Genomic DNA, 18777 nt, shown 5'->3' on the forward strand with positions numbered 1-18777 from the left:
TCTCACACTAGCGAATTGCGTTTTGCCATCTCGATAAGTTCTACCAGAGTCTTGGCCTTGAGTTTTTGCATCAATCGGGTTTTGTAAGTGCTGACCGTTTTGTTGCTGAGGAACATGCCTTTGGCGATTTCCTTGTTTGTCCGCCCTTGGGCAAACAGTTGCAACACCATCAGTTCGCGGTCATTGACGAGTTTGAAGCGCTCAAGCTCGTTGGGGTCACCCTCTTTTTTGATCGACGCGGCAAGGGCCTGACTGGGAAAGTAATTGTAGCCGGATAATACCGCCTTGACCGAGCTGACAAGTTCGCTGAGGTCTTCCTGCTTGCACACATAACCCGAGGCCCCCGACTGCATGCATCGGATGGCGAACAGGCTCGGCGCCTGAGCGGTGAGCACGAGAATCTTTGAGGGCAGGTTCATGGCGTTGAAGCGGGCGAGGACTTCGAGCCCGTCCAGCTTGGGGATGCTGATGTCGAGGATGATCAGGTCGGGCATGCATTCACGGACCATCTGCATGGCGTCGACGCCGTTGTCGGTCTCTCCGACCACCTCATAATTTTCGTTTTCCAGAAGCATGCGTATGGCCATGCGTATGACCGGGTGGTCGTCGATAATAAAAATTGAGTTCATGATCAATCCATAACGGGTGGCAAGAAAGCGCGCACCTTATCTCAGATGTTCAAGGCGCACATAAGGAGATCATGCCCGAAGCGCTATATAGGAATGTTCCTACAGAAATAAGCGTATGTGCGTACATGGATGCACGCAGCGGTCATGAATGTTTAATGCGTAACTGCAGTTACCATTGAATTAAATGCATTTAAACGCGCGTGTTTATTTCGAATCGGAATAACCCTACACATTCGCGAAACTGTGCCTACATTTTTAAAAACGTCGCTTTCCGGATATCAACGGCACGTCAGAAATGCGCACTCGGCAGTGGCACTCGATGAGTGCTGACAGATACAAACATTACGCAGGTGCGGACAGCAGACTGATCAGCTCCAGGGTGTTGAGCGGTTTGCTCAGGCACCCCAGCACTGGCAGGCCCATCGCTTTGGCTTCCAACTCAAGGGTCGCCAGGGGATCGGCATCGAGGCCGCTGAGCAGCACGGCGCGCTGGATCAACCCGCGCTGATTCGCCGTCTGTATCAGCTCCAGGCCGCACATGCCGGGCAGACGCTGGTCGCAGAGCAGCAGGTCATAGGGTTCGGCGCTGCGCTCCATGGCCCCGAGTGCTTCGCTGGCATTGAGCGCCGGCGTGATGCGGTACAGGCCGTGGTTGTTCAGCAGGATTTGCAAGGCGATCAGTTGAAACGGATGATCCTCTACCAGCAGGATTCGGAAATCTTTAGTGAACATCGGCGGTTCCAGACGTAGGGGAAGTGAGCGCCGCTGTTTGAAGGCGGGCCGGCGGCGCGCTCGCAGGGCGAGCGGTGTTTTCGGGAGGTAATGGGTCGAGTTGTCCCAAGGCTCGGAATGGCGCGGATTATTCGGCAGGGATGTACGACCAGCGATAAGGGTATTCCGACGGTTGTGTAGGAAATATCCGAAGTTGCTGTTGGATTGCCTGAAGCCCCAACGACAAAGGCCCGAATCCGGGCCCTGATTCAGGGCCTGATTCGGGCTTTTGCCAGCGCTTTCGAAACGGCGGGACCGCTACAAGGCGCCCCTAGACGGGGCTGGAGTGCCCGGTCATCTCACGGGCCATTTCGCTGGCGTAGCTGTCGGTCATGCCAGCGATGAAATCGATGACCCGGAGAAAGGACGTGTGCAGCGGCCAGCTCGGGTCGGGCGCGTTGTTGCCGAGCAGATCGAGAATGCGCCGGCTCTTGAACGACAGGTCATGCCCGCCGAATTGCTCCAGTGCCGCGCCGCAGAACGCATTGAGCAGGATCTCCAGCGTGGTGTAGGCGCCGATTTCGTGGAGCGTCTTGCGCTTGTCCTGAAAGATCTTCTTGCGCGCCATGTCCTTGGCATTAAGCACGCAGCGTTTGGCCGGCCCGTGCATGTGCTCGACCAGATCACCGTGCAGCGTGCCGGCCAGCAGCGCGTCCTGCTGTTCAACGAACGCGCGGGCGGCGGCGTTGGTCAGGTGCTCGATGGCCTTGCCCCGCAGAATCGCGAGCTTGCGACGGCGGGAGTCATTGGGCCCCAATTGGCGATAAGTCTCCGGCAGGTCATCGCCCACCAGACCCAGCAGCAGCGACTCCACTTCGTCGTAGGTGAGCAACTCCATTTCCAGGCCGTCTTCGAGATCGATCAGCGCGTAGCAAATGTCGTCGGCCGCTTCCATCAGGTACACCAGCGGATGCCGTGCCCAACGTTGGTCCTCGATCTGCGGCAGGCCGAGTTTGCCGGCGATCTGCTCGAGGATCGGCAGCTCGCTCTGGTAGCAACCGAACTTGTGCTTCTTGTAGCCCAGCGAGTCGGCGTGACGCGCCGTCCACGGGTATTTCAGGTAGGTGCCGAGGGTGGCGTAGGTCAGCCGCGTGCCGCCTTCGAACTGGTGGTATTCCAGCTGAGTCAGGACGCGGAAGCCCTGGGCATTGCCTTCGAAATTGAGGAAGTCATTGCGCTCGACCTCGCTCATCGCGTCCAGCCAGCCACGGCCGGCGGCCTGTTTGAACCAGTTGCGAATGGCGTCTTCGCCGGAGTGGCCGAACGGCGGGTTGCCGATGTCGTGGGCCAGGCAGGCCGATTGCACGACCATGCCCAGATCGCTGGGGTCACACCAGTCGGGCAGGGCGCTGCGCAGGGTTTCGCCGACGCGCATGCCCAGCGAGCGGCCGACGCAGCTGACCTCCAGCGAGTGGGTCAGGCGCGTATGGATGTGGTCGTTGCTGGTGACCGGGTGAACCTGGGTCTTGCGGCCAAGACGGCGAAAGGCGCCGGAGAAAATGATCCGGTCGTGATCCTTGTGGAACGGGCTGCGCCCCAATTCTTCAGGGCTGTGCAGGGTCTTGCCGAGGCGCTCGCGGGTGAGCAGGGTTTGCCAATCCAAGGCCGGTACTCCGTCGGGTGATTACCGCGCTAGCTTCCCGGTTCGCCCCGCACGCTGCAAGCACAAGATCGCCGACGCGGGATCAAGAAGCCTGATCAAAACCCGGCCGCGTCGACGTCGATCAGTAACAGTCGCTCGCCGTTGTCGAAAAACTGCCCGGCCGTCAGGCAGTACTGATTGCTGGTGGCGTCGCGGTAGGTGCTCGACAGCGTCAGGCGCCGCTCGTGCCAGCCCTCGGCGAGCAGGTGATAGAAGTAGGGCCGCCAGGACCAGTTATGGCCCAGATACCGGGCGTCCGCGGTCCACGCCCCGTTGCGCCACTCCAGATTGGGCGTGAGCTGCGTGCCGTGGCGGTCGCACTGATAAAAGCGCAATAGCCACGGGAAGTCCGTGACCTGGGGCAAATCACTCAGCGGCGCATTGCCTTCGGCCCAGCGCTGCAGCCGGGACATCAATTGCGTGAGTTGCCTGCGCAGGGCCATCAGCTGTTCCCGCTCGGCGACTTTCTTCATCACGTAGCGATCGCGCAGGGCAGCGAAGCGGTCGACGAACGCATCGGCTGCGAAGAAATCCAGCTGCGCCGGGGCGAACAGATAGCCCTGGACATAACGCGATCCGCATTCGAGGGCGAAGTCCAGTTCGGCTTCTGTTTCGACGCCTTCGGCGATGATCCAGCACCCGGTTTTCTCCGCCATCTGCGCAAGGGCCTTGACCACATCGCTGCTGGGGCCGCCCCGCGCTGCGGCCTGAAACAGGCGCATGTCGAGCTTGAGAATGTCGGGTTGCAATGCCAGCACCCGGTCCAGCTGCGAATAGCCGGCGCCGAAATCATCGATGGCGATGCGTGCGCCGGCATCGCGGTAGCGGGCCGCTACCTCATTGAGGCGCTGGCCGTCGCCGCTCAACTCGGTGATTTCGAAAACGATCCGTTCTGCGGGGATCCCATAGCTCTGCAGCTGTTTGAGGCTGGGTGGCGATTCATCGGGGCGCAGGCGGCTGATCCAGCGCGGGGAGATGTTCAGGCTGAGGAACCAGTCGCCCGGCGCCTCATGGAAGCGGCTCAGGGCATTGTCGCGCACCTGCCGGTCCAGCCGACGCAATTGCACGGCCGGGCGCCGCGGATCCGCAAACAGTGGGCCGACCGATTGCAGGCTGCCATCCGCCTGGCGCAGGCGGCCCAGGGCTTCAATGCCGGCGATGCGCCCGGTCGCGGTGTCGATGAACGGCTGAAAACAGGCGAGGGGTTGCCCATCGAACACATGGCCTCCTTAGTGGCGATTGAGTGGAGTGGCGTTGGCGAGGGATTGGCTGCGGGTGTTCGTTCGACAAGCACCGTCGCCTCACCCGATACGCATATTGGGCAAGGCGGGGTTTGTTAGCAAGAATGCAGCCAGAAGGTGTTTAGCGACGGCGGGACGAGTTCTGCAGGGCCATTTTGATCAACGGCAAAACGGTTGCGCTGAACTTGATCAGCCGGGTAACGCTGCCGGTTTTTTTGCTGCGCGTGCCCTTGCCGGTGAGAAATCCCAGCAGGGTGACGACGCCGACGCCCCACAGCGGCCCATGCTTGATGCCGAGGGAGCCGGGCAGGTCGGAGGCCATGCCGCGCATGCGTTGCAGGGGATGCATCAATCGCGAGGATTCCTGACGAATCTCTTGACGGTGCATCTCCATGCGCAGGCGGATCAGCGCCTTGCGCAGCTCGCGACGATTGTGGGTCTGGGGCAATTGAGGTGTGCTCATGGCATCAGTCGCTCGCGGTCGTTAGCCAGTTCTTCCAGGGTCGAATGGAAGGGTGAAGACTCATCGAATACAGCTGCCTTGAGCCGCATTGCACAGAAGATCGCCGCCAGGGTGTAGAACCCGCACAAGCCGATGATCCCGTAGAGGCGATAGCTGTCCCAGACGAGAACCAGCAGCAGCGCGGACAGGCCGATGAGCAGCAGCAACGCGAAAACCAGCGCCAGGCCTGCGAACAGCAGCAGGCTGACCGTGCGGGCCTTCTGTTCCTGAAGCTCGATGCCGAACAGCTCGACATGTGTGTGCAGCAGCCCCAGAAAGGCCGCACCCAACCGCCGTGGCGAAGAGGATTGATCGGTCCCGGTCGGACCTGTCGGCTGCGTCATGGCCGTTAGCGCCGGGTGGCCAGCAGGCCCAGCAGGAAGCCGACGCCAGCTGCGATGCCTACCGATTGCCATGGATTGTTCTGGACATAGTCCTCAGTGACGATGACCGCTTCCTTGCCCCGTGCGCGCAGGGTTTCTTCGGTCAACTTGAGGGTCTCGCGGGCACGGAGCAGGCTTTCGCGAATCTGCTCACGCAGCTCGTCAGCCTGTTCACCGGCCAGAGAGGCCGTGTGCGCCAGCAGTTTTTCCGTATCGGCAACCAGCGTCTGGAAGTCAGACATCAAAATGTCCTGGGCTTTTTCTGCTGTAGGTCGAGCCATGGTTTTCTCCTTAGGGGATGACGATATGGGGTTTCGAGTATGGCGCATTCCTGAAGGTTCATTCCAATCGCGTCAACTGAGCCACCGTTTCGCCTGAAGCGGTTCTGCGCTGTTCCGGTGCACTGGCCGTACGACGCGCTCCAGTGTGGGCGGGCGATTCGAGGAACATCAGGACGCGAGCGCGGACTCGACGGTATGGGCGGCCGGTTCTAGACTTGTCGATCCAACCCTTGGAATCGCAACCACAGAGGGGCCGAGCCATGCCACCGGAATGTCAGCTGTTCGGAACGTTGGGGTGTCATTTGTGCGAGGTGGCCGAGGCCGTACTGATGCCGCTGGTGGAACACGGCTTGATGGTGGAGCTGGTCGACATCGCCGAGCGCGAGGCGCACTACGAAACCTATGGCCTGAGGATTCCCGTGCTGAGGCGGGCAGACACCGGTGCCGAACTGGACTGGCCGTTCGACACCGATCAGGTCGTGCTGTTTCTGAGTGACTGAAGCACACGTGATCAGGGCATGACCACCCGCTTCAACATCGGCTTCAGAGGTATTGCGTGTCGACCACCATGGCTTGAGCGACGGCGGCTTTCTGCTCGTCGGTCATGCCGTCCCAGACGTGCACTTTGGCGTAGTAGCCCAGGCCGGCGACGATATACAGGCTCAGGGTGAGCACGATGAACACCGACATGAACGTCCAGCGACCCACGTCATGGTCTTCGTTGGAAAAGGACTGGGAGTAGTTTTCATCGTTCTGCGATGAAGTCCCGGTGGAGAGACGTTTGATCCATTGAAAGAATTGAACCAGCATGGGCGTAACCTCAAAAGTTGCGAAAGGAAATCAGTGGCCGGCAGCAGCGCTCAGTGCGCGGTACAAATCCTGAAAACGAAAAAAGCCCGTCGATGACGGGCTTTCTTTTTATGAGTTTCAGGTCTGGCAGGCGTTTTCGATTTCGATCACGAGGGTGCTCGTGTCCGCTCGGATTCGCGCCTGCATGCCGATTTCGAAACATTTTAGGACAAATCAATTTGCGCATCCAGCGCTGACCTGTGGTTGTCAGACAACTGGCGCCGGATTTCCGTGCGACATAACGTCGCGCACTTCTGTGTAGCGCGTGCTAGAGCCTTCCGGCAAAACTGTTATTTGCCCGGTCGCGCAAAGATTCTTCGGCGTAGATAATGCCAGCCTTGCCGCCATCACTCTTTTTATTCTGAGCCGTTTATGCCCGCACCTGTGTTTACCGCCGCTCACCGTCAAGCCAGCACGTTGTATCTGCCGCCCGGGCCTTGGCCGACGGTGCTTGAGTGCCTGTGCGAGCGCTTCAGTGCCATCAGCCGCGAGCAGTGGCTGGACCGGATCGCGCGGGGCAAGGTGCTCGACGCTGACGGCCAGCCGATCGCGGTGGACCTTGAGTACCGCGAAGGCCTGCGTATCCATTACTTTCGCGAAGTGCCCAACGAAACGCCGATCCCGGTGCAGGAGTCGATCCTGTACGCCGACGAGCATCTGGTGGTCGCCGACAAGCCGCATTTTTTGCCCGTCACCCCGGCGGGTGAGTACGTCGAGCAGACCCTGCTGCGGCGACTGATTCGCACCCTCGACAATCCCGACCTGGTGCCCTTGCACCGCATCGACCGGCACACGGCGGGCCTGGTGCTGTTCTCGGCCAATAAGCAAACACGGTCGGCGTATCAGGCGCTGTTTCCGACCCGGCAGATTGATAAGCGCTACGAAGCGATCGCGCCTGCGCTCCCGGACATGGCGTTCCCGCGCGTTCACAAAAGCCGGCTGGTCGACGGCGAACCGTTCTTCCGCATGCAGGAAGGCGAGGGGCCGAGCAACACGGAAACCCGCGTCGAAGTCAGCGAACAAAATGGCGGGCTCTGGCGCTACGCGCTGTATCCGGTGACCGGCAAAAAACATCAGCTGCGCGTGCACATGGCCGCTCTGGGCGCCGGCATCTGCAACGACCCGTTCTACCCAAATGTGCTCAAGGATGCCGTGGACGACTACGCCAATCCGCTCAAACTGCTCGCCCAGGGACTGCGCTTCATTGATCCGGTGACGGGAGAGGAAAGGGTTTTCGAGAGCCGGATCACACTGGATTGGTAACGCTGCTCTAGCCGGCGCGGCCCGATTATTTCAGGCAAAAAAAGACCCGCTCGATTGGCGGGTCTTTTACTTTCAGCGGCGGTCTTTTCAAACCGTCGCGATCAAGCGCGGATCACAGTTCTTTAACGGTGCGAACCTGATCTTTGTTGATGCGGGTTTCTTTACCGTCCAGCTGCTTGAACTCGTAGAAGCCCGACTCTTCGTCGTACTTCGGCTCGTCGGTTGCCTGGATTTCACGGCCGTCGTTCAGCGTGATCACCGTTGGCGAAGAGCAACCGGCCAAAGAGGCGAGGCTCAGCGCGAGCAGGAAGGCGGCAGGAAGAGTCCGTTGTTTCATTGCTGTGTCTCCGGGGTATTTTGTTTAGTGATGTGTCTGACGCAGAGTGTAACGGCAAAGTTCCATGAAACCTGCCTGCTGCGCTCAGGGCTTGATCTCGGTCAATAGATCCGGCGTGTTCAGGTTGGCGAGACGCGGGTCGTCGGCCTCGCATTGCAACCCGACGGCGCGCAATTCTGCCAGGGTCCGGCGCGGGCTGCGCTGTCCTTCCTGCCAGTGCTGTTCGAACACCTGCGCGTGACAGGTGGGAATGCAGCACAGAAGCGGCTCCCACTGCTCGCCCTGACGGACCATGACCGGTACGCCCGGATTCGCGGCAGCGGTCTGGCGCAGGCCATCGAGAAGGGCGCGATCCAGGAGCGGCATGTCGCAGGGAATGACCAGCAGATAGTCATGTTTCGCCACGGCAAGGCCGGCGCGAATACCCGCGTAGGGGCCGGGGAAGTCCTGTTGCTCATCCTCGACCAGGCGGTCGGCGTAGCGCGCGTATTGTTCGTGATTGCGATTACACGAAACGATCAGGTCGTCCGTGAGCGGTCGCAGCAGCCCATACAAATGCTCGATAAAAGGCTTGTCGCGCCATGTGATCAGGCCTTTGTCACGCCCGCCCATGCGCCGGCCCTGACCCCCGGCGAGCAGTAGGATGGAGCAGGGCGGCAGGGCTTCGGACGGGGTCATGATCAGCTCGGTCAGCGCGGTAAAAAACAGGTGCTGTGATATAACACCGCCCTGTTTCCTCTACAACCGGACCTCTTCATGAAAGCCAAGGCAGACTCGCCTTTCGTACCCCTGAATATCGCTGTTCTGACCGTCAGCGACACTCGCACCTTTGAAACCGATACCTCCGGCCAGATGTTCGTCGACCGCCTGACCGCCGCAGGTCATGGCCTGATCGAGCGCGTGCTGCTCAAGGATGACCTGTACAAGATTCGCGCCCAGGTGGCGACCTGGATTGCCGATGATGAAGTGCAGGTCGTGCTGATCACCGGCGGCACCGGTTTTACCGGCCGCGACAGCACGCCGGAAGCCGTGGCGTGCCTGCTGGACAAACAGGTGGACGGTTTTGGTGAGCTGTTCCGCCAGATCTCCCTGCCTGACATCGGCACCTCGACCATTCAGTCCCGCGCCCTTGCCGGTCTGGCCAATGGCACGCTGGTGTGCTGCCTGCCGGGCTCGACCAACGCCGTGCGCACCGGCTGGGACGGCATTCTCGCCGACCAGTTGAACAACAGCTTTCGCCCGTGCAACTTCGTGCCGCACCTGAAGAAGGCCGAACCCTGCGCGACGCGCGGGTGAGCCGCCATGAGCGCACCTGAAATGAGTGGTCTCATGCCGGTCGAAGAGGCTATGCAACGATTGATGGACCTCGCCGCCGCCGCACCGATCACCGAGCGTGAAACCGTGGCGCTGGCCGATGCCCAAGGGCGCGTGCTGGCCGAGGATCTGGTCTCGACGCTGGACTTGCCGCCGTGGCCGAACAGCGCCATGGACGGTTATGCGATGCGCGTCGCGGACTGGACCGGCGAGCCGCTGCCGGTGAGCCAGCGCATTTTCGCCGGGCAGGCGCCTGAGCCGTTGCAGCCGGGCACCTGCGCGCGAATCTTCACCGGCGCACCGGTTCCTGAGGGGGCTGACTGCGTCGAGATGCAGGAGAACGCCGAGGTCCAGGCGGACGCGACAGTGCGCTTTCTCGAGCCGTTGAGCACCGGTCAGAACATCCGCCCCAAAGGGCAGGAAACCACCGTGGGCGACAAGGTACTGGACGCCGGTACGGTCATGAACCCGATCGAACTGGGCCTGGCCGCGACCATGGGTTTTGGCCATGTGCAGGTCGTGCGCCGCGCCCGGGTGGCTGTTTTGTCCACGGGTGACGAGTTGATCGAGCCGGGGCAGCCCCTGGGCCCAGGGCAGATCTACAACAGCAATCGCGTGTTGCTGTGCAGCTGGTTGACGCGACTGGGCTGCGAAGTGGTCGATGCGGGCATCCTTCCCGACAACCTCGAGAAAACCCGCGCAGCGCTGGGCAGCCTGAACAACGTTGACTTTATCCTCTCCACGGGCGGCGTGTCCGTCGGCGAAGCGGATTTTCTCGGCCACGCGCTGCGGGAAGAAGGCGAGATTGCGCTGTGGAAACTGGCGATCAAACCCGGCAAACCGCTGACCTTCGGCCATTTTCGTGGCGTGCCGGTGATCGGTCTGCCCGGCAATCCGGCGTCGACGCTGGTGACCTTCGCGTTGCTGGCCCGGCCCTATCTGCTCAGACGCCTGGGCGTGCAGGCCGTCAAGCCGCTGCAGTTCCAGGTGCCTGCTGCATTCACCTGGACCAAACCGGGGAACCGGCGCGAGTACCTGCGCGGACGCCTTGAGCAGGGCCGGCTGGTTGCCTACCGCAATCAGAGTTCGGGCGTGCTGCGCAGCGCCGCCTGGGCCGACGGGCTGATCGAGATTGTGGAAGGGACGACGGTGACGGAGGGCGACCTGCTCAACTTCATTCCGCTGAGCGAAGTTATGGGCTGAAGAGGTGAGCCTTCTTCAAAAGGCTCAATTACACAAGCGGGGAGTGGGCGGGAGTTTTCACCCGCACCGCATAACGTGTGGGAGCGAGCTTGCTCGCGAAAGGGCCGGTGTTCGCTCCACATTTCCGGCGGCCAAAACACTGCCTTCGTGAGCAAGCTCACTCCCACAAGGTCCCATGCGCCGGTGATCGTGGCATGGGCCTGATCTTGCACGTCGAAATTCCGCTTGGCCTACTTCTTGGCCTTGGCTGCAGGCTGCGCATCACTTGCTTCTTCGTCCATCCGGTCGGATTCAAACAGCTCGGACAATTCAGTCCGGGCTTCCAGCGCGCTTTGCATGACCTTCGCGGCATCGTCGTAGATCAGGTGCTGGCGATTCAGCACTTGTTCGTCATGACGCTTGAATCGATCGATGCGCGCGGCCGCCTGGGTTTCACTCAGGCCCAGTCCGATCAGCGTGCGACGGGTCATTTCCAGGCTCGAATAGAACGTCTCCCTTACCGCTTCGGCGTCCAGATCCAGCAAGCGGTGAACGTGCTGGCGGTTACGGGCCCGGGCGATGATCTTCATATGCGGGTACAGCCTGCGCACCAGTTCGGCGGTCTTGATGTTGGTGTCCGGGTCGTCCGTGGCGATGACGAAATATTCGGCCTGGTCGACCTTCGCCGCGCGCAGAATTTCCGGGCGCAGGGGGTCGCCGTAGAACACCGGCACATTACCGAAGCTGCGGGTGAACTCGATGGTTTCCACCGACGTGTCCAGCGCAATGAACGGGATGTTCTGCGCGCGCAGGATACGCGCAACGATCTGCCCCATCCGGCCCATGCCGGCGATGACCACGCGCGGGTTGTCGGATTCGATCTCCTTGTACTCGGCCGGCACTTCCTTGACCACCGCCTTGGGCTTGAGCCAGCGTGCCATGACCAGCAGCAACAGCGGCGTCAGTGCCATGGACAAAGTGATCGTCAGCACCAGGGTGTCGTACAGCGCGGCATCGAACAGGCCCTGATCGCGACCGATCTTGAACACCACGAAAGCAAATTCACCGCCCGCCGCCAGGACCAGCCCGAGACGCAGCGCGCTTTGCTTGCCCAGCCCGCCCGCCAGGCGACCGACGAAAAACAGCAGCGGCAGCTTCAGGCCGATCAACAGCAGCGTCAGGCCCAGCACGGTGAACGGCGAGTTGATCAGCAGGCCGATGTTGGCGCCCATCCCGACGCTGATGAAGAACAACCCCAGCAGCAGGCCCTTGAACGGCTCGATCTGCGCCTCCAGCTCGTGGCGGTACTCAGAGTCCGCCAGCAGCAGACCTGCAAGAAACGCCCCCAGCGCCATGGACACGCCCACCAGGTCCATCAGCCACGCCGTGCCGATCACCACCAGCAGGGCGGTCGCCGTGGAGACTTCCTGCAGCTTGGTTTTGGCGACGATGCGGAACACCGGCCGCAGCAGGTAGCGACCGCCGACCACCACAATGGCGATGCCACCGAGCACTTGCAGGCCGTGACGCAGGGAATCGCCGGAACTGGCATCGTGGGAACCGCCAGCCAGCATCGGCACCAGCGCGATCAGCGGGATGGCCGCAATGTCCTGGAACAGCAGAATGGCAAAGGCCAGGCGACCGTGGGGCGCGTTGAGCTCCTTGCGTTCGGCCAGGCTTTGCAGGCCAAAGGCGGTCGAAGACAGCGCCAGCCCCAGGCCGAGCACCACGGCGCTGTTGAGCGGCTGATTGAAGCCCAGCAAAGCGACGGCGCCAATGACCACCCCCGTTAGCAGCACCTGTGCCATGCCAACGCCGAATACCGATTTGCGCATGGTCCAGAGGCGTCGCGGCGACAACTCCAGGCCAATGATGAACAGCAGCAGCACCACGCCCAGTTCGGAGATGTGCGCGACGCTTTGCGGATCGCCGATCAGGCCCAGGCAAGACGGGCCGATGATCACGCCCGCGATCAGGTAGCCAATCACGGCGCCCAGTTGCAGGCGTTTGGCCAGAGGAACCGTGAGAACGGCGGCGAGCAGGAACACGACTGCGGCCTGCAACAGGCTGCCTTCATGGGGCATTGGGAACTCCTTGTTGAAAGAGGGCAGAGGAAGAATTCTGCGTTTTTTGCAGACCCGTCCTACTGCCCTGAAAACGCTTGAACGACTGAAAAGTGCGCGTATTAAACCACGTGAAAGTGACGGACATCAGCGACCGAGACGCTTCGTCGCAGGCCTGGCGCGGGTGGTGGCGTGTCAGCGTCGACGTGAGCAGGTACCATGTCCGCACATTTGTACCGCGCCCCACATCTCGACCGGTTTTCAGGAATCCCGCAATGACCAACAAACAGCGTCTGATTTACTCGATCATCATCGCCTTGAGCGTTCTGGCGATCATGCTTGGCCTGTCCCATCTGCAGACCACCGGCGTGCTCAGCGAAAAGACCTTTCAATACATCGCGATCTTTGTCGCTGTCGTCGTAGTGGTGCTGAACGGCGTGCTGCGGCGCAAGGTCAAGCGCTGATCCGCGTTGGCGCCGTTTTAGCCGGCGTCGGCGCTGCGATCTAATGCGGCAGCATCAAGCGGTTACAAACGCCGGATGAACTATTTTTCTGGTCACGAACTCCAAAAATTCGCCTTTAAAAAGCCCGAAAAGGGAAATGGAGTTCAATCATGATCAAGAAACTTACCGCTGCCGTCCTCGCCACCGCTGCCCTGACCACTGCTCAGTTCGCTCTGGCGGACAAGCCGGGCGCTGGCTGGATCACCATCGAGAAAGCGATCGAAAAAGCCAAGTCGGCGGGTTACACCGAGATCTACAAGATCGAAGCCGACGACAAAGGCTACTGGGAAGGCGAAGGCCGCAAGGCGGACAGCCTGACCTACGAATTCCGCATCGACGGCACCTCCGGCAACGTCCTGCGCGATCAGAAAGACTGATCACCCCGGCGCTTGCGCGCGTGTGGGAGCCCCCCGGGCTTCCACATCCATCCTCACCGAATTCCTCGCACTGCTTCGCTTTAACCCTTCTCGGCTTTACTCCCGCCTGTATATCCGACAACCTTGCCGTCCCCATTTCCGTCAGCAGGAAGCGACGCATGAGTGTCCGGATCGAATTCAAATCCAACCCCTCCGAAGAAGAACGCCTGCAGATCCTCGAGCCATTGAAGGATTACAACGCAGCCATGGCCGGCGACGGCAAGTCAGAAAAGTTTGCGCTGTTTGTCCGCGACGAGCAGACCGATGCCGTGCTCGGTGGCCTGCACGGCCGAATCCTCTATAGCTGGTTGTTCATTGAACTGCTGGTGGTGCCTGAACAGGCCCGGGGGCAGCGCATGGGCACCCAGTTGATGAAGATGGCCGAAGACCTTGCCCGCGAACGGGGCCTGGTTGGCGTGTGGCTCGATACCTTTGATTTCCAGGCGCCCGAGTTCTATCGCAAGCATGGCTATGAGCAATTTGGTCAGCTGGATGACTATCCGCCCGGGCACCAGCGGCTGTTCTTCCAGAAGCGCTTGCAGGCAGAGTAGTCGGCGGTGTGCTGAGGTTTACCTGAATCGGCCCGGGCTGTAAGGCGCGGGATCGGTGAACGGCGTGGCGCCGGTCATCATTTCCGCCAGCAGTCGGCCTGTCACCGGGCCGAGAGTCAGGCCATGGTGGGCGTGCCCGAAGTTGAACCACAGCCCTTTGTGGGAAGCCGCCGGCCCAATGACCGGGCGCATGTCTGGCAAACACGGGCGACGCCCCAGCCAGGGTTCAGCGTCCAGCCGCTCGCCTAACGGATACAACCTTCGGGCTATCGCTTCGCAGCGGCGCAGCTGGATTTCGTTGATCGGCGCGTCTGGTGCGGCGAATTCGACGCCGGTGGTGAGACGAATCCCCCGCGCCATGGGCGCCAGCACATACCCCGCCTGGGCGTCGATGATCGAGTGCTGCAACGGCGTATCCGGGTTTGCCGCGTAATGCATGTGATAACCGCGCTTGATCCCCAGGGGAATAGGGTACCCAAGGCGAACGGTCACCTCTGTCGATTGCGGGCCCAACGCCACGACTGCGTTTCGCGCCTGCACATGTCCTTCGCGTGTTTCCACCCGCCAGCCGTCGTTGTGCTGACAAAGACTGCGCGCGTCACCCTTGAGCAACAGGCCGCCACGCTCGACGAACAGCGCGGCATAACCACGGACCAGTGCACCCGGATCGCTCACGCTTTTCGGGTCGAGCCAGTGAATGGCGCCCAGCGCTCCACTCAGGCAAGGTTCACGCTCGCGCAATTGGCCCGCATCAAGCACCTCGTAACGCAGCCCGTGACGGTCATAAGTGCGGGCGTCGGCCACTGCCAGATCAAATTCCGCCTGATCGCGATAGAACTCGATCCAGCCCTTGGCGCGGATCAGCGAGGTCATGCCTGAGGCCTCGGCCAGCCGGTCGTGCTCGCTCACGCAGCGTTCAATCAGCGGCAGCATTGCACGGCTGGCGCTGGCCAGATTGGCGGGCGAGGAGTTTTGCCAGTACTGAAACAGCCAGGGCGCGATCTTAGGCAGCCAGGTCGGGCTGAAACGCATGGAGGATTGCCGGTTCAGCGCATAGCGCGCCAGCCGCGACCACTCGCGGGGAAAGGCGTAGGGGACGATGCTGGACCGTTCGATCAGGCCGGCATTGCCGTGGCTGGTACCGGCGCCGGGTTCATCGCGGTCCAGCAAGACGACCCGCTGGCCTGCCGCTTGCAGGTGCAGTGCAGAACAGACGCCGACGATACCGGCGCCGAGGACGACGGTTTGGCAATCCACGATCTGGCTATCAGCGGTGAGCGAATCCATTGAGCGGTCCTCGTTCGGTTGAGGGCAGGGCGGCCATTGCGCGAGGCCTGCAGTTTACCCGCTGGTTGCTGCGCATTACTCTTAAACAAGAGTTCTCCAGAAAGAGCCCTCCAGACGCCCGCCGATTCTGTTTCGCTTCCACTTCCAATAATCACAACGGAGCTTCAGATGCCTTCCACCCACGATCGCCAGGCCACCCGGACGATTTCCTTTACTGATCTCACGGAGCTGCTGCGGCAGATCTTTGTGCAACACGGCACCTCGCCAGAAGTAGCGCGGGTGCTGGCCGCCAACTGCGCGTCCGCCGAGCGCGACGGTTCCCACAGCCATGGCATCTTCCGCATCAAGGGGTATCTGTCGTCGCTGGCAGCGGGCTGGGTGGATGGTCGGGCTGAGCCAAAGGTCGAGGACGTCGGCGCAGCGTTTGTGCGCGTCGATGCCATGGGCGGTTTTGCCCAACCGGCGATGCAGGCCGCCAAGGCCCTTGTGATCGAGAAAGCACGCAGCGCCGGGATCGCCATTCTGGCCATCCGCAACTCCCATCACTTCGCCGCGCTGTGGCCGGACGTCGAGCCGTTCGCCCAGGAGGGGTTGGTGGCCTTGAGCGTGGTCAACAGCATGACCTGCGTCGTGCCCCACGATGCGCAAAAACCCTTGTTTGGCACCAATCCCATCGCCTTCGCCGCGCCACGCGCCGACGGTCAACCCATCGTTTTCGATATGGCCACCAGCGCCATCGCCCATGGCGACGTGCAGATCGCCGCCCGAGAGGGGCGCATGCTGCCGCCGGGGATGGGCGTCGACCACAAGGGCCACCCGACCGAAGACCCTAAAGCCATTCTCGACGGCGGCGCGCTGCTGCCTTTCGGCGGTTACAAGGGATCGGCGCTGTCGATGATGGTGGAGCTGCTGTCCGCCGCACTCACCGGCGGCAACTTCTCCTTCGAGTTCGACATGTCGAAGTCACCCGGTGCGCAAACCCCCTGGACCGGCCAGGTGATCATCGTCATTGATCCGGACAAGGGCAGCGGCCAGGCATTTGCCGAGCGCAGCGAGGAGCTGGTCCGGCAGATGCACGGCGTCGGCCAGCAGCGCATGCCGGGTGATCGCCGCTATCGTCAGCGTGAGCGGTCGTTGAAGGACGGGATTGCGTTGTCGGCAGAGGATCTTGATCGGCTGGAAGCGTTGGCTAAACGTCAACGGCTGGACGCTGAAGCGACGTAAAGAAACGTCGCGGAGGCTGCCTCAGTGAGCCCAAAACTCAGGCTCATCCCATGACCATTCGTCGCAACAGGACTTGCGCTGGAGGGGCGATGAAAATACTGTATGTTTAAACAGTATCGAGAAGAAGAGAGCAGCCATGCAAACCAATCAAGTCAACACCCGTCAGGAATTCGCTGCGCAGAAAAACGAGTCGTCATTCAGCAGCGTGTGGGGCAACGAGATGCAGCGTGAGGACTTTCTTGCTCTTGCGTCGGGACTTCGCCAGTTCAGTGCGAGTCAGGCCGATATCGCATTTGTGCCATCAAGCGCGGGTTACGCCACGGGCAACGCCAACGTCTATGGGGCTGAACTGGGTCAGCTCGCAGGGGAATAATGTCATGAGCGTGCTCCCGGCAAGACAGCCGGGATTGATTCAGGGTTTGAATCGCACCAGGACCGGGACGGGCGTCTGACCGTTCACCGTGGCGTCTGCGTCAGGCTGGCGCATTTTACCGGTGCGAATCATCGCCAGGGCGATCAATGTGCCCACGGCCGATAGCGCCAACCAACCCAGTAAGAAAGAAATCATAGTCTGGTTCTCCGAACTACAGAAATCGGGCTGCCATTCAAAAAGAATAGCGGTACATCAGAACCTATCGGCCACGAAGGTGATTCCTTGAGCCGTCAATTCGGAAGATTGACCAATTGAGCCCAAGGGCGCAACTCCCTCGGACCAATGGGGTCTTGCTCTTTGAACACAGTCAACTTCAGGACCCTCGTTTATGAAAGATCTCGGCTCACGTCTGAAAGAAGAACGCAAACGGCTCGGGCTGTCGCAACAGGACTTCGGCTCCATCGGTGGCGTTGAGGCCAACGCCCAGGGCAAATACGAAAGCGGTGAACGCATCCCGCGTTCGGATTACCTGGCGGCGCTGGGCAAGAAAGGCATCGACGTCATGTACGTGCTGTCAGGCGAGAGGACACCGATCGCTACCGACACGCTGAACGACGCGGAGCGGGCAGTCATTACTCATTACCGGGCGCTCAGCGAAGATGACCGCGAGGCGATTTCGCAATTGGCTACGTCGCTTTCAGAGTGCGCGACCGAGTTTTCCCGCTCTGCGTAAGAAGGGCACGCTTTGCGCAGAGGAGTCACGAGGGCCGGTTGCAAGAAAATATATGGAACGTATATGCTCCGTATATTCTTCGAGAGGTCGGTATGGGACTGGTAAAAATTTCCGAACAGATGCACGCCAACATACGTTGCGCCAGCGCGGCCTTGAGTCGCTCGATCAATGCTCAGGCCGAACACTGGATGCGGGTGGGCATGCTCGCCGAGCTGCACCCCGGTCTGAATTACAGCGAAATATGCCAGTTACTGATCCGCGCTGAAACCTCCGGCGGTGCCGTATTGAGCCTTCAGCCCTGCGATCTGGTACCGGATCTGGCTCCGGCCCGGGCGGTGTCCCGATGAGCATTAGTCTCAAAACCGAAGCCGATCTGGTCGGGTTGCGTGTGGCGGGGCGCCTTGCCGCCGATGTCCTGGCGATGATCGCAGAGCACGTCAAGCCGGGTATTAGCACAGAAGCGCTGGATGACATTTGCAACGCCTACATTGTCAACGAGCTGAAAGTGATCCCTGCCAACGTGGGCTACCACGGGTTTACCAAAACCACCTGTATCTCGCCCAACACCGTCGTCTGCCATGGCATCCCCTCAGCGGATGACGTGCTTAAGGACGGCGATATCGTCAATATCGACGTCGCGGTCATCAAGGATGGCTGGTACGGCGATACCAGCCGCATGTACTACGTCGGGGAGGTCAGCCCGCTCGCCCGGCGCCTGGTTGAAACCACGTACGAAGCTACGCTGGCGGGGATACACGCGGTGAGACCCGGTGCGACCCTGGGCGACATCGGCCATGCCATCCAGAGCGTGGCCTACCGCGAAGGCTTCAGCGTAGTGCGTGAATACTGCGGGCATGGGATCGGTCGCAAATACCACGAAGAACCTCAAGTGCTGCATTACGGCGCGGCGGGCAAGGGGTTGAAGCTCAGGACCGGCATGGTCTTCACCATCGAGCCGATGATCAACGCCGGCAAACCGGGCACTTATGTGCTGGATGATGGCTGGACCGTGCTCACCCGCGATCAGTCATTGTCGGCGCAGTGGGAACACATGGTGGCGGTGACCGAGACGGGCTTCGAGCTACTGACCCCGTGGCCGGACGGCACGGGCGACTACCCGCCGGTCTAAGCGCGGGCGTTGAGCAAGGTTGAGCAAAGGGGTCTGGACGCATGAAGTCACAATAGCGAGCGTGACGAAAACGGGACTTGGCTTGTAGGCTCTTTCTCGTTCCC

At 61.0% G+C, this 18777-nt stretch carries 25 protein-coding genes; 12 read left to right on the top strand and 13 right to left on the bottom strand.

Annotated elements, in window-relative coordinates; translation table 11 throughout:
- Positions 1–2: 2 nt before the first annotated feature.
- The 7 genes from QWI20_RS13515 to QWI20_RS13545 all read right to left on the bottom strand — a co-directional run bounded on the left by QWI20_RS13515 (position 3) and on the right by QWI20_RS13545 (position 5449).
- Positions 3–629: a response regulator transcription factor gene (locus QWI20_RS13515; RefSeq protein WP_065991486.1), complete on the bottom strand. Its 627-nt coding sequence runs from the start codon at positions 627–629 to the stop codon at positions 3–5.
- A gap of 342 nt (positions 630–971) precedes the next feature.
- Positions 972–1361: a response regulator gene (locus QWI20_RS13520; RefSeq protein ID WP_369305918.1), complete on the bottom strand. Its 390-nt coding sequence runs from the start codon at positions 1359–1361 to the stop codon at positions 972–974.
- Positions 1362–1671: 310 nt separating this feature from the next.
- Complete coding sequence (locus tag QWI20_RS13525) at positions 1672–3003, bottom strand: deoxyguanosinetriphosphate triphosphohydrolase (protein WP_192172014.1); 1332 nt, start codon at positions 3001–3003, stop codon at positions 1672–1674.
- A 95-nt stretch (positions 3004–3098) separates the two neighbouring features.
- Positions 3099–4262: an EAL domain-containing protein gene (locus QWI20_RS13530; RefSeq protein ID WP_369305919.1), complete on the bottom strand. Its 1164-nt coding sequence runs from the start codon at positions 4260–4262 to the stop codon at positions 3099–3101.
- A 142-nt stretch (positions 4263–4404) separates the two neighbouring features.
- Positions 4405–4746 carry a hypothetical protein gene (locus tag QWI20_RS13535; protein WP_192172012.1) on the bottom strand — a complete coding sequence of 114 codons (342 nt, stop codon included), beginning with the start codon at positions 4744–4746 and terminating at the stop codon, positions 4405–4407.
- The gene (locus tag QWI20_RS13540; protein WP_369305920.1) at positions 4743–5129 is read right to left on the bottom strand and encodes a phage holin family protein; all 387 of its coding nucleotides are present in this window, start codon (positions 5127–5129) and stop codon (positions 4743–4745) included. Before QWI20_RS13540 ends, QWI20_RS13535 begins: the two co-directional genes overlap by 4 nt.
- Before the next feature lie 5 nt (positions 5130–5134).
- Entirely contained in the window at positions 5135–5449 is a 315-nt protein-coding gene (locus QWI20_RS13545) for a YqjD family protein (protein ID WP_065991492.1), read from the bottom strand.
- Positions 5450–5709: 260 nt separating this feature from the next.
- On the opposite strand from QWI20_RS13545, the gene QWI20_RS13550 reads away from it, so the two are divergent.
- The gene (locus QWI20_RS13550) at positions 5710–5949 is read left to right on the top strand and encodes a glutaredoxin family protein (RefSeq protein ID WP_369305921.1); all 240 of its coding nucleotides are present in this window, start codon (positions 5710–5712) and stop codon (positions 5947–5949) included.
- A gap of 43 nt (positions 5950–5992) precedes the next feature.
- Here QWI20_RS13550 and QWI20_RS13555 read toward each other — a convergent pair whose 3' ends face one another.
- Positions 5993–6259, bottom strand: a complete 267-nt coding sequence (locus tag QWI20_RS13555) for a hypothetical protein (RefSeq protein WP_133771176.1) — start codon at positions 6257–6259, stop codon at positions 5993–5995.
- 411 nt (positions 6260–6670) lie between these two features.
- Here QWI20_RS13555 and QWI20_RS13560 point away from each other — a divergent pair, with 411 nt between their 5' ends.
- Entirely contained in the window at positions 6671–7561 is an 891-nt protein-coding gene (locus tag QWI20_RS13560) for an RluA family pseudouridine synthase (protein ID WP_369305923.1), read from the top strand.
- Positions 7562–7673: 112 nt separating this feature from the next.
- Here the strand turns inward: QWI20_RS13560 and QWI20_RS13565 are convergent, their stop codons facing one another.
- Positions 7674–7898 carry a YgdI/YgdR family lipoprotein gene (locus QWI20_RS13565; RefSeq protein ID WP_074887297.1) on the bottom strand — a complete coding sequence of 75 codons (225 nt, stop codon included), beginning with the start codon at positions 7896–7898 and terminating at the stop codon, positions 7674–7676.
- An 84-nt stretch (positions 7899–7982) separates the two neighbouring features.
- Positions 7983–8576, bottom strand: a complete 594-nt coding sequence (gene mobA, locus QWI20_RS13570) for a molybdenum cofactor guanylyltransferase MobA (protein ID WP_369305924.1) — start codon at positions 8574–8576, stop codon at positions 7983–7985.
- Between the two features lie 78 nt (positions 8577–8654).
- On the opposite strand from mobA, the gene moaB reads away from it, so the two are divergent.
- Entirely contained in the window at positions 8655–9194 is a 540-nt protein-coding gene (moaB, locus tag QWI20_RS13575) for a molybdenum cofactor biosynthesis protein B (protein ID WP_122538205.1), read from the top strand.
- Positions 9195–9200: 6 nt separating this feature from the next.
- Entirely contained in the window at positions 9201–10415 is a 1215-nt protein-coding gene (gene glp, locus QWI20_RS13580; RefSeq protein ID WP_369305925.1) for a gephyrin-like molybdotransferase Glp, read from the top strand.
- 230 nt (positions 10416–10645) lie between these two features.
- On the opposite strand, the gene QWI20_RS13585 is transcribed toward glp, so the two are convergent.
- Positions 10646–12478, bottom strand: coding sequence for a monovalent cation:proton antiporter-2 (CPA2) family protein (locus QWI20_RS13585; protein WP_369305927.1), 1833 nt, complete (start codon positions 12476–12478; stop codon positions 10646–10648).
- Between the two features lie 254 nt (positions 12479–12732).
- On the opposite strand from QWI20_RS13585, the gene QWI20_RS13590 reads away from it, so the two are divergent.
- The 3 genes from QWI20_RS13590 to QWI20_RS13600 all read left to right on the top strand — a co-directional run bounded on the left by QWI20_RS13590 (position 12733) and on the right by QWI20_RS13600 (position 13927).
- The gene (locus QWI20_RS13590; protein ID WP_122538211.1) at positions 12733–12921 is read left to right on the top strand and encodes a hypothetical protein; all 189 of its coding nucleotides are present in this window, start codon (positions 12733–12735) and stop codon (positions 12919–12921) included.
- Between the two features lie 149 nt (positions 12922–13070).
- The gene (locus QWI20_RS13595; RefSeq protein ID WP_346629863.1) at positions 13071–13337 is read left to right on the top strand and encodes a PepSY domain-containing protein; all 267 of its coding nucleotides are present in this window, start codon (positions 13071–13073) and stop codon (positions 13335–13337) included.
- 158 nt (positions 13338–13495) lie between these two features.
- Positions 13496–13927, top strand: coding sequence for a GNAT family N-acetyltransferase (locus QWI20_RS13600; RefSeq protein WP_369305931.1), 432 nt, complete (start codon positions 13496–13498; stop codon positions 13925–13927).
- Positions 13928–13945: 18 nt separating this feature from the next.
- On the opposite strand, the gene QWI20_RS13605 is transcribed toward QWI20_RS13600, so the two are convergent.
- Positions 13946–15184: an NAD(P)/FAD-dependent oxidoreductase gene (locus QWI20_RS13605; RefSeq protein WP_369306015.1), complete on the bottom strand. Its 1239-nt coding sequence runs from the start codon at positions 15182–15184 to the stop codon at positions 13946–13948.
- Between the two features lie 198 nt (positions 15185–15382).
- Here QWI20_RS13605 and QWI20_RS13610 point away from each other — a divergent pair, with 198 nt between their 5' ends.
- Both QWI20_RS13610 and QWI20_RS13615 read left to right on the top strand, forming a co-directional pair.
- Entirely contained in the window at positions 15383–16438 is a 1056-nt protein-coding gene (locus QWI20_RS13610; RefSeq protein ID WP_369305932.1) for an Ldh family oxidoreductase, read from the top strand.
- 136 nt (positions 16439–16574) lie between these two features.
- Positions 16575–16811, top strand: a complete 237-nt coding sequence (locus tag QWI20_RS13615) for a hypothetical protein (protein WP_369305934.1) — start codon at positions 16575–16577, stop codon at positions 16809–16811.
- 39 nt (positions 16812–16850) lie between these two features.
- On the opposite strand, the gene QWI20_RS13620 is transcribed toward QWI20_RS13615, so the two are convergent.
- Positions 16851–17006, bottom strand: a complete 156-nt coding sequence (locus QWI20_RS13620) for a hypothetical protein (RefSeq protein WP_369305935.1) — start codon at positions 17004–17006, stop codon at positions 16851–16853.
- Between the two features lie 193 nt (positions 17007–17199).
- Here QWI20_RS13620 and QWI20_RS13625 point away from each other — a divergent pair, with 193 nt between their 5' ends.
- From QWI20_RS13625 to map, 3 genes are all read left to right on the top strand, one after another.
- Positions 17200–17544 carry a helix-turn-helix domain-containing protein gene (locus tag QWI20_RS13625; protein WP_192172000.1) on the top strand — a complete coding sequence of 115 codons (345 nt, stop codon included), beginning with the start codon at positions 17200–17202 and terminating at the stop codon, positions 17542–17544.
- Between the two features lie 92 nt (positions 17545–17636).
- Positions 17637–17891 (top strand): ParD-like family protein, encoded by a 255-nt coding sequence (locus tag QWI20_RS13630; protein WP_265386147.1) that lies wholly within the window; start codon positions 17637–17639, stop codon positions 17889–17891.
- On the top strand, positions 17888–18673 hold the full coding sequence (map, locus tag QWI20_RS13635; protein ID WP_369305936.1) for a type I methionyl aminopeptidase: 786 nt from the start codon (positions 17888–17890) through the stop codon (positions 18671–18673). The genes QWI20_RS13630 and map overlap by 4 nt, the downstream gene beginning before the upstream one ends.
- The last annotated feature ends 104 nt before the right edge of the window (positions 18674–18777 follow it).

Origin of the sequence: Pseudomonas sp. W2-17, from assembly GCF_041060445.1 — a bacterium.
Taxonomy (GTDB): Bacteria; Pseudomonadota; Gammaproteobacteria; order Pseudomonadales; family Pseudomonadaceae; genus Aquipseudomonas.

What these genes read in the sequence shown, in the direction of transcription:
- QWI20_RS13515 (WP_065991486.1), bottom strand. Translation starts at nt 629, where the DNA reads ATGAACTCAATTTTTATTATCGACGACCACCCGGTCATACGCATGGCC.
- QWI20_RS13520 (WP_369305918.1), bottom strand. Translation starts at nt 1,361, where the DNA reads ATGTTCACTAAAGATTTCCGAATCCTGCTGGTAGAGGATCATCCGTTT.
- QWI20_RS13535 (WP_192172012.1), bottom strand. Translation starts at nt 4,746, where the DNA reads ATGAGCACACCTCAATTGCCCCAGACCCACAATCGTCGCGAGCTGCGC.
- QWI20_RS13540 (WP_369305920.1), bottom strand. Translation starts at nt 5,129, where the DNA reads ATGACGCAGCCGACAGGTCCGACCGGGACCGATCAATCCTCTTCGCCA.
- QWI20_RS13545 (WP_065991492.1), bottom strand. Translation starts at nt 5,449, where the DNA reads ATGGCTCGACCTACAGCAGAAAAAGCCCAGGACATTTTGATGTCTGAC.
- QWI20_RS13550 (WP_369305921.1), top strand. Translation starts at nt 5,710, where the DNA reads ATGCCACCGGAATGTCAGCTGTTCGGAACGTTGGGGTGTCATTTGTGC.
- QWI20_RS13555 (WP_133771176.1), bottom strand. Translation starts at nt 6,259, where the DNA reads ATGCTGGTTCAATTCTTTCAATGGATCAAACGTCTCTCCACCGGGACT.
- QWI20_RS13560 (WP_369305923.1), top strand. Translation starts at nt 6,671, where the DNA reads ATGCCCGCACCTGTGTTTACCGCCGCTCACCGTCAAGCCAGCACGTTG.
- QWI20_RS13565 (WP_074887297.1), bottom strand. Translation starts at nt 7,898, where the DNA reads ATGAAACAACGGACTCTTCCTGCCGCCTTCCTGCTCGCGCTGAGCCTC.
- mobA (WP_369305924.1), bottom strand. Translation starts at nt 8,576, where the DNA reads ATGACCCCGTCCGAAGCCCTGCCGCCCTGCTCCATCCTACTGCTCGCC.
- moaB (WP_122538205.1), top strand. Translation starts at nt 8,655, where the DNA reads ATGAAAGCCAAGGCAGACTCGCCTTTCGTACCCCTGAATATCGCTGTT.
- glp (WP_369305925.1), top strand. Translation starts at nt 9,201, where the DNA reads ATGAGCGCACCTGAAATGAGTGGTCTCATGCCGGTCGAAGAGGCTATG.
- QWI20_RS13585 (WP_369305927.1), bottom strand. Translation starts at nt 12,478, where the DNA reads ATGCCCCATGAAGGCAGCCTGTTGCAGGCCGCAGTCGTGTTCCTGCTC.
- QWI20_RS13590 (WP_122538211.1), top strand. Translation starts at nt 12,733, where the DNA reads ATGACCAACAAACAGCGTCTGATTTACTCGATCATCATCGCCTTGAGC.
- QWI20_RS13595 (WP_346629863.1), top strand. Translation starts at nt 13,071, where the DNA reads ATGATCAAGAAACTTACCGCTGCCGTCCTCGCCACCGCTGCCCTGACC.
- QWI20_RS13600 (WP_369305931.1), top strand. Translation starts at nt 13,496, where the DNA reads ATGAGTGTCCGGATCGAATTCAAATCCAACCCCTCCGAAGAAGAACGC.
- QWI20_RS13610 (WP_369305932.1), top strand. Translation starts at nt 15,383, where the DNA reads ATGCCTTCCACCCACGATCGCCAGGCCACCCGGACGATTTCCTTTACT.
- QWI20_RS13615 (WP_369305934.1), top strand. Translation starts at nt 16,575, where the DNA reads ATGCAAACCAATCAAGTCAACACCCGTCAGGAATTCGCTGCGCAGAAA.
- QWI20_RS13620 (WP_369305935.1), bottom strand. Translation starts at nt 17,006, where the DNA reads ATGATTTCTTTCTTACTGGGTTGGTTGGCGCTATCGGCCGTGGGCACA.
- QWI20_RS13625 (WP_192172000.1), top strand. Translation starts at nt 17,200, where the DNA reads ATGAAAGATCTCGGCTCACGTCTGAAAGAAGAACGCAAACGGCTCGGG.
- QWI20_RS13630 (WP_265386147.1), top strand. Translation starts at nt 17,637, where the DNA reads ATGGGACTGGTAAAAATTTCCGAACAGATGCACGCCAACATACGTTGC.
- map (WP_369305936.1), top strand. Translation starts at nt 17,888, where the DNA reads ATGAGCATTAGTCTCAAAACCGAAGCCGATCTGGTCGGGTTGCGTGTG.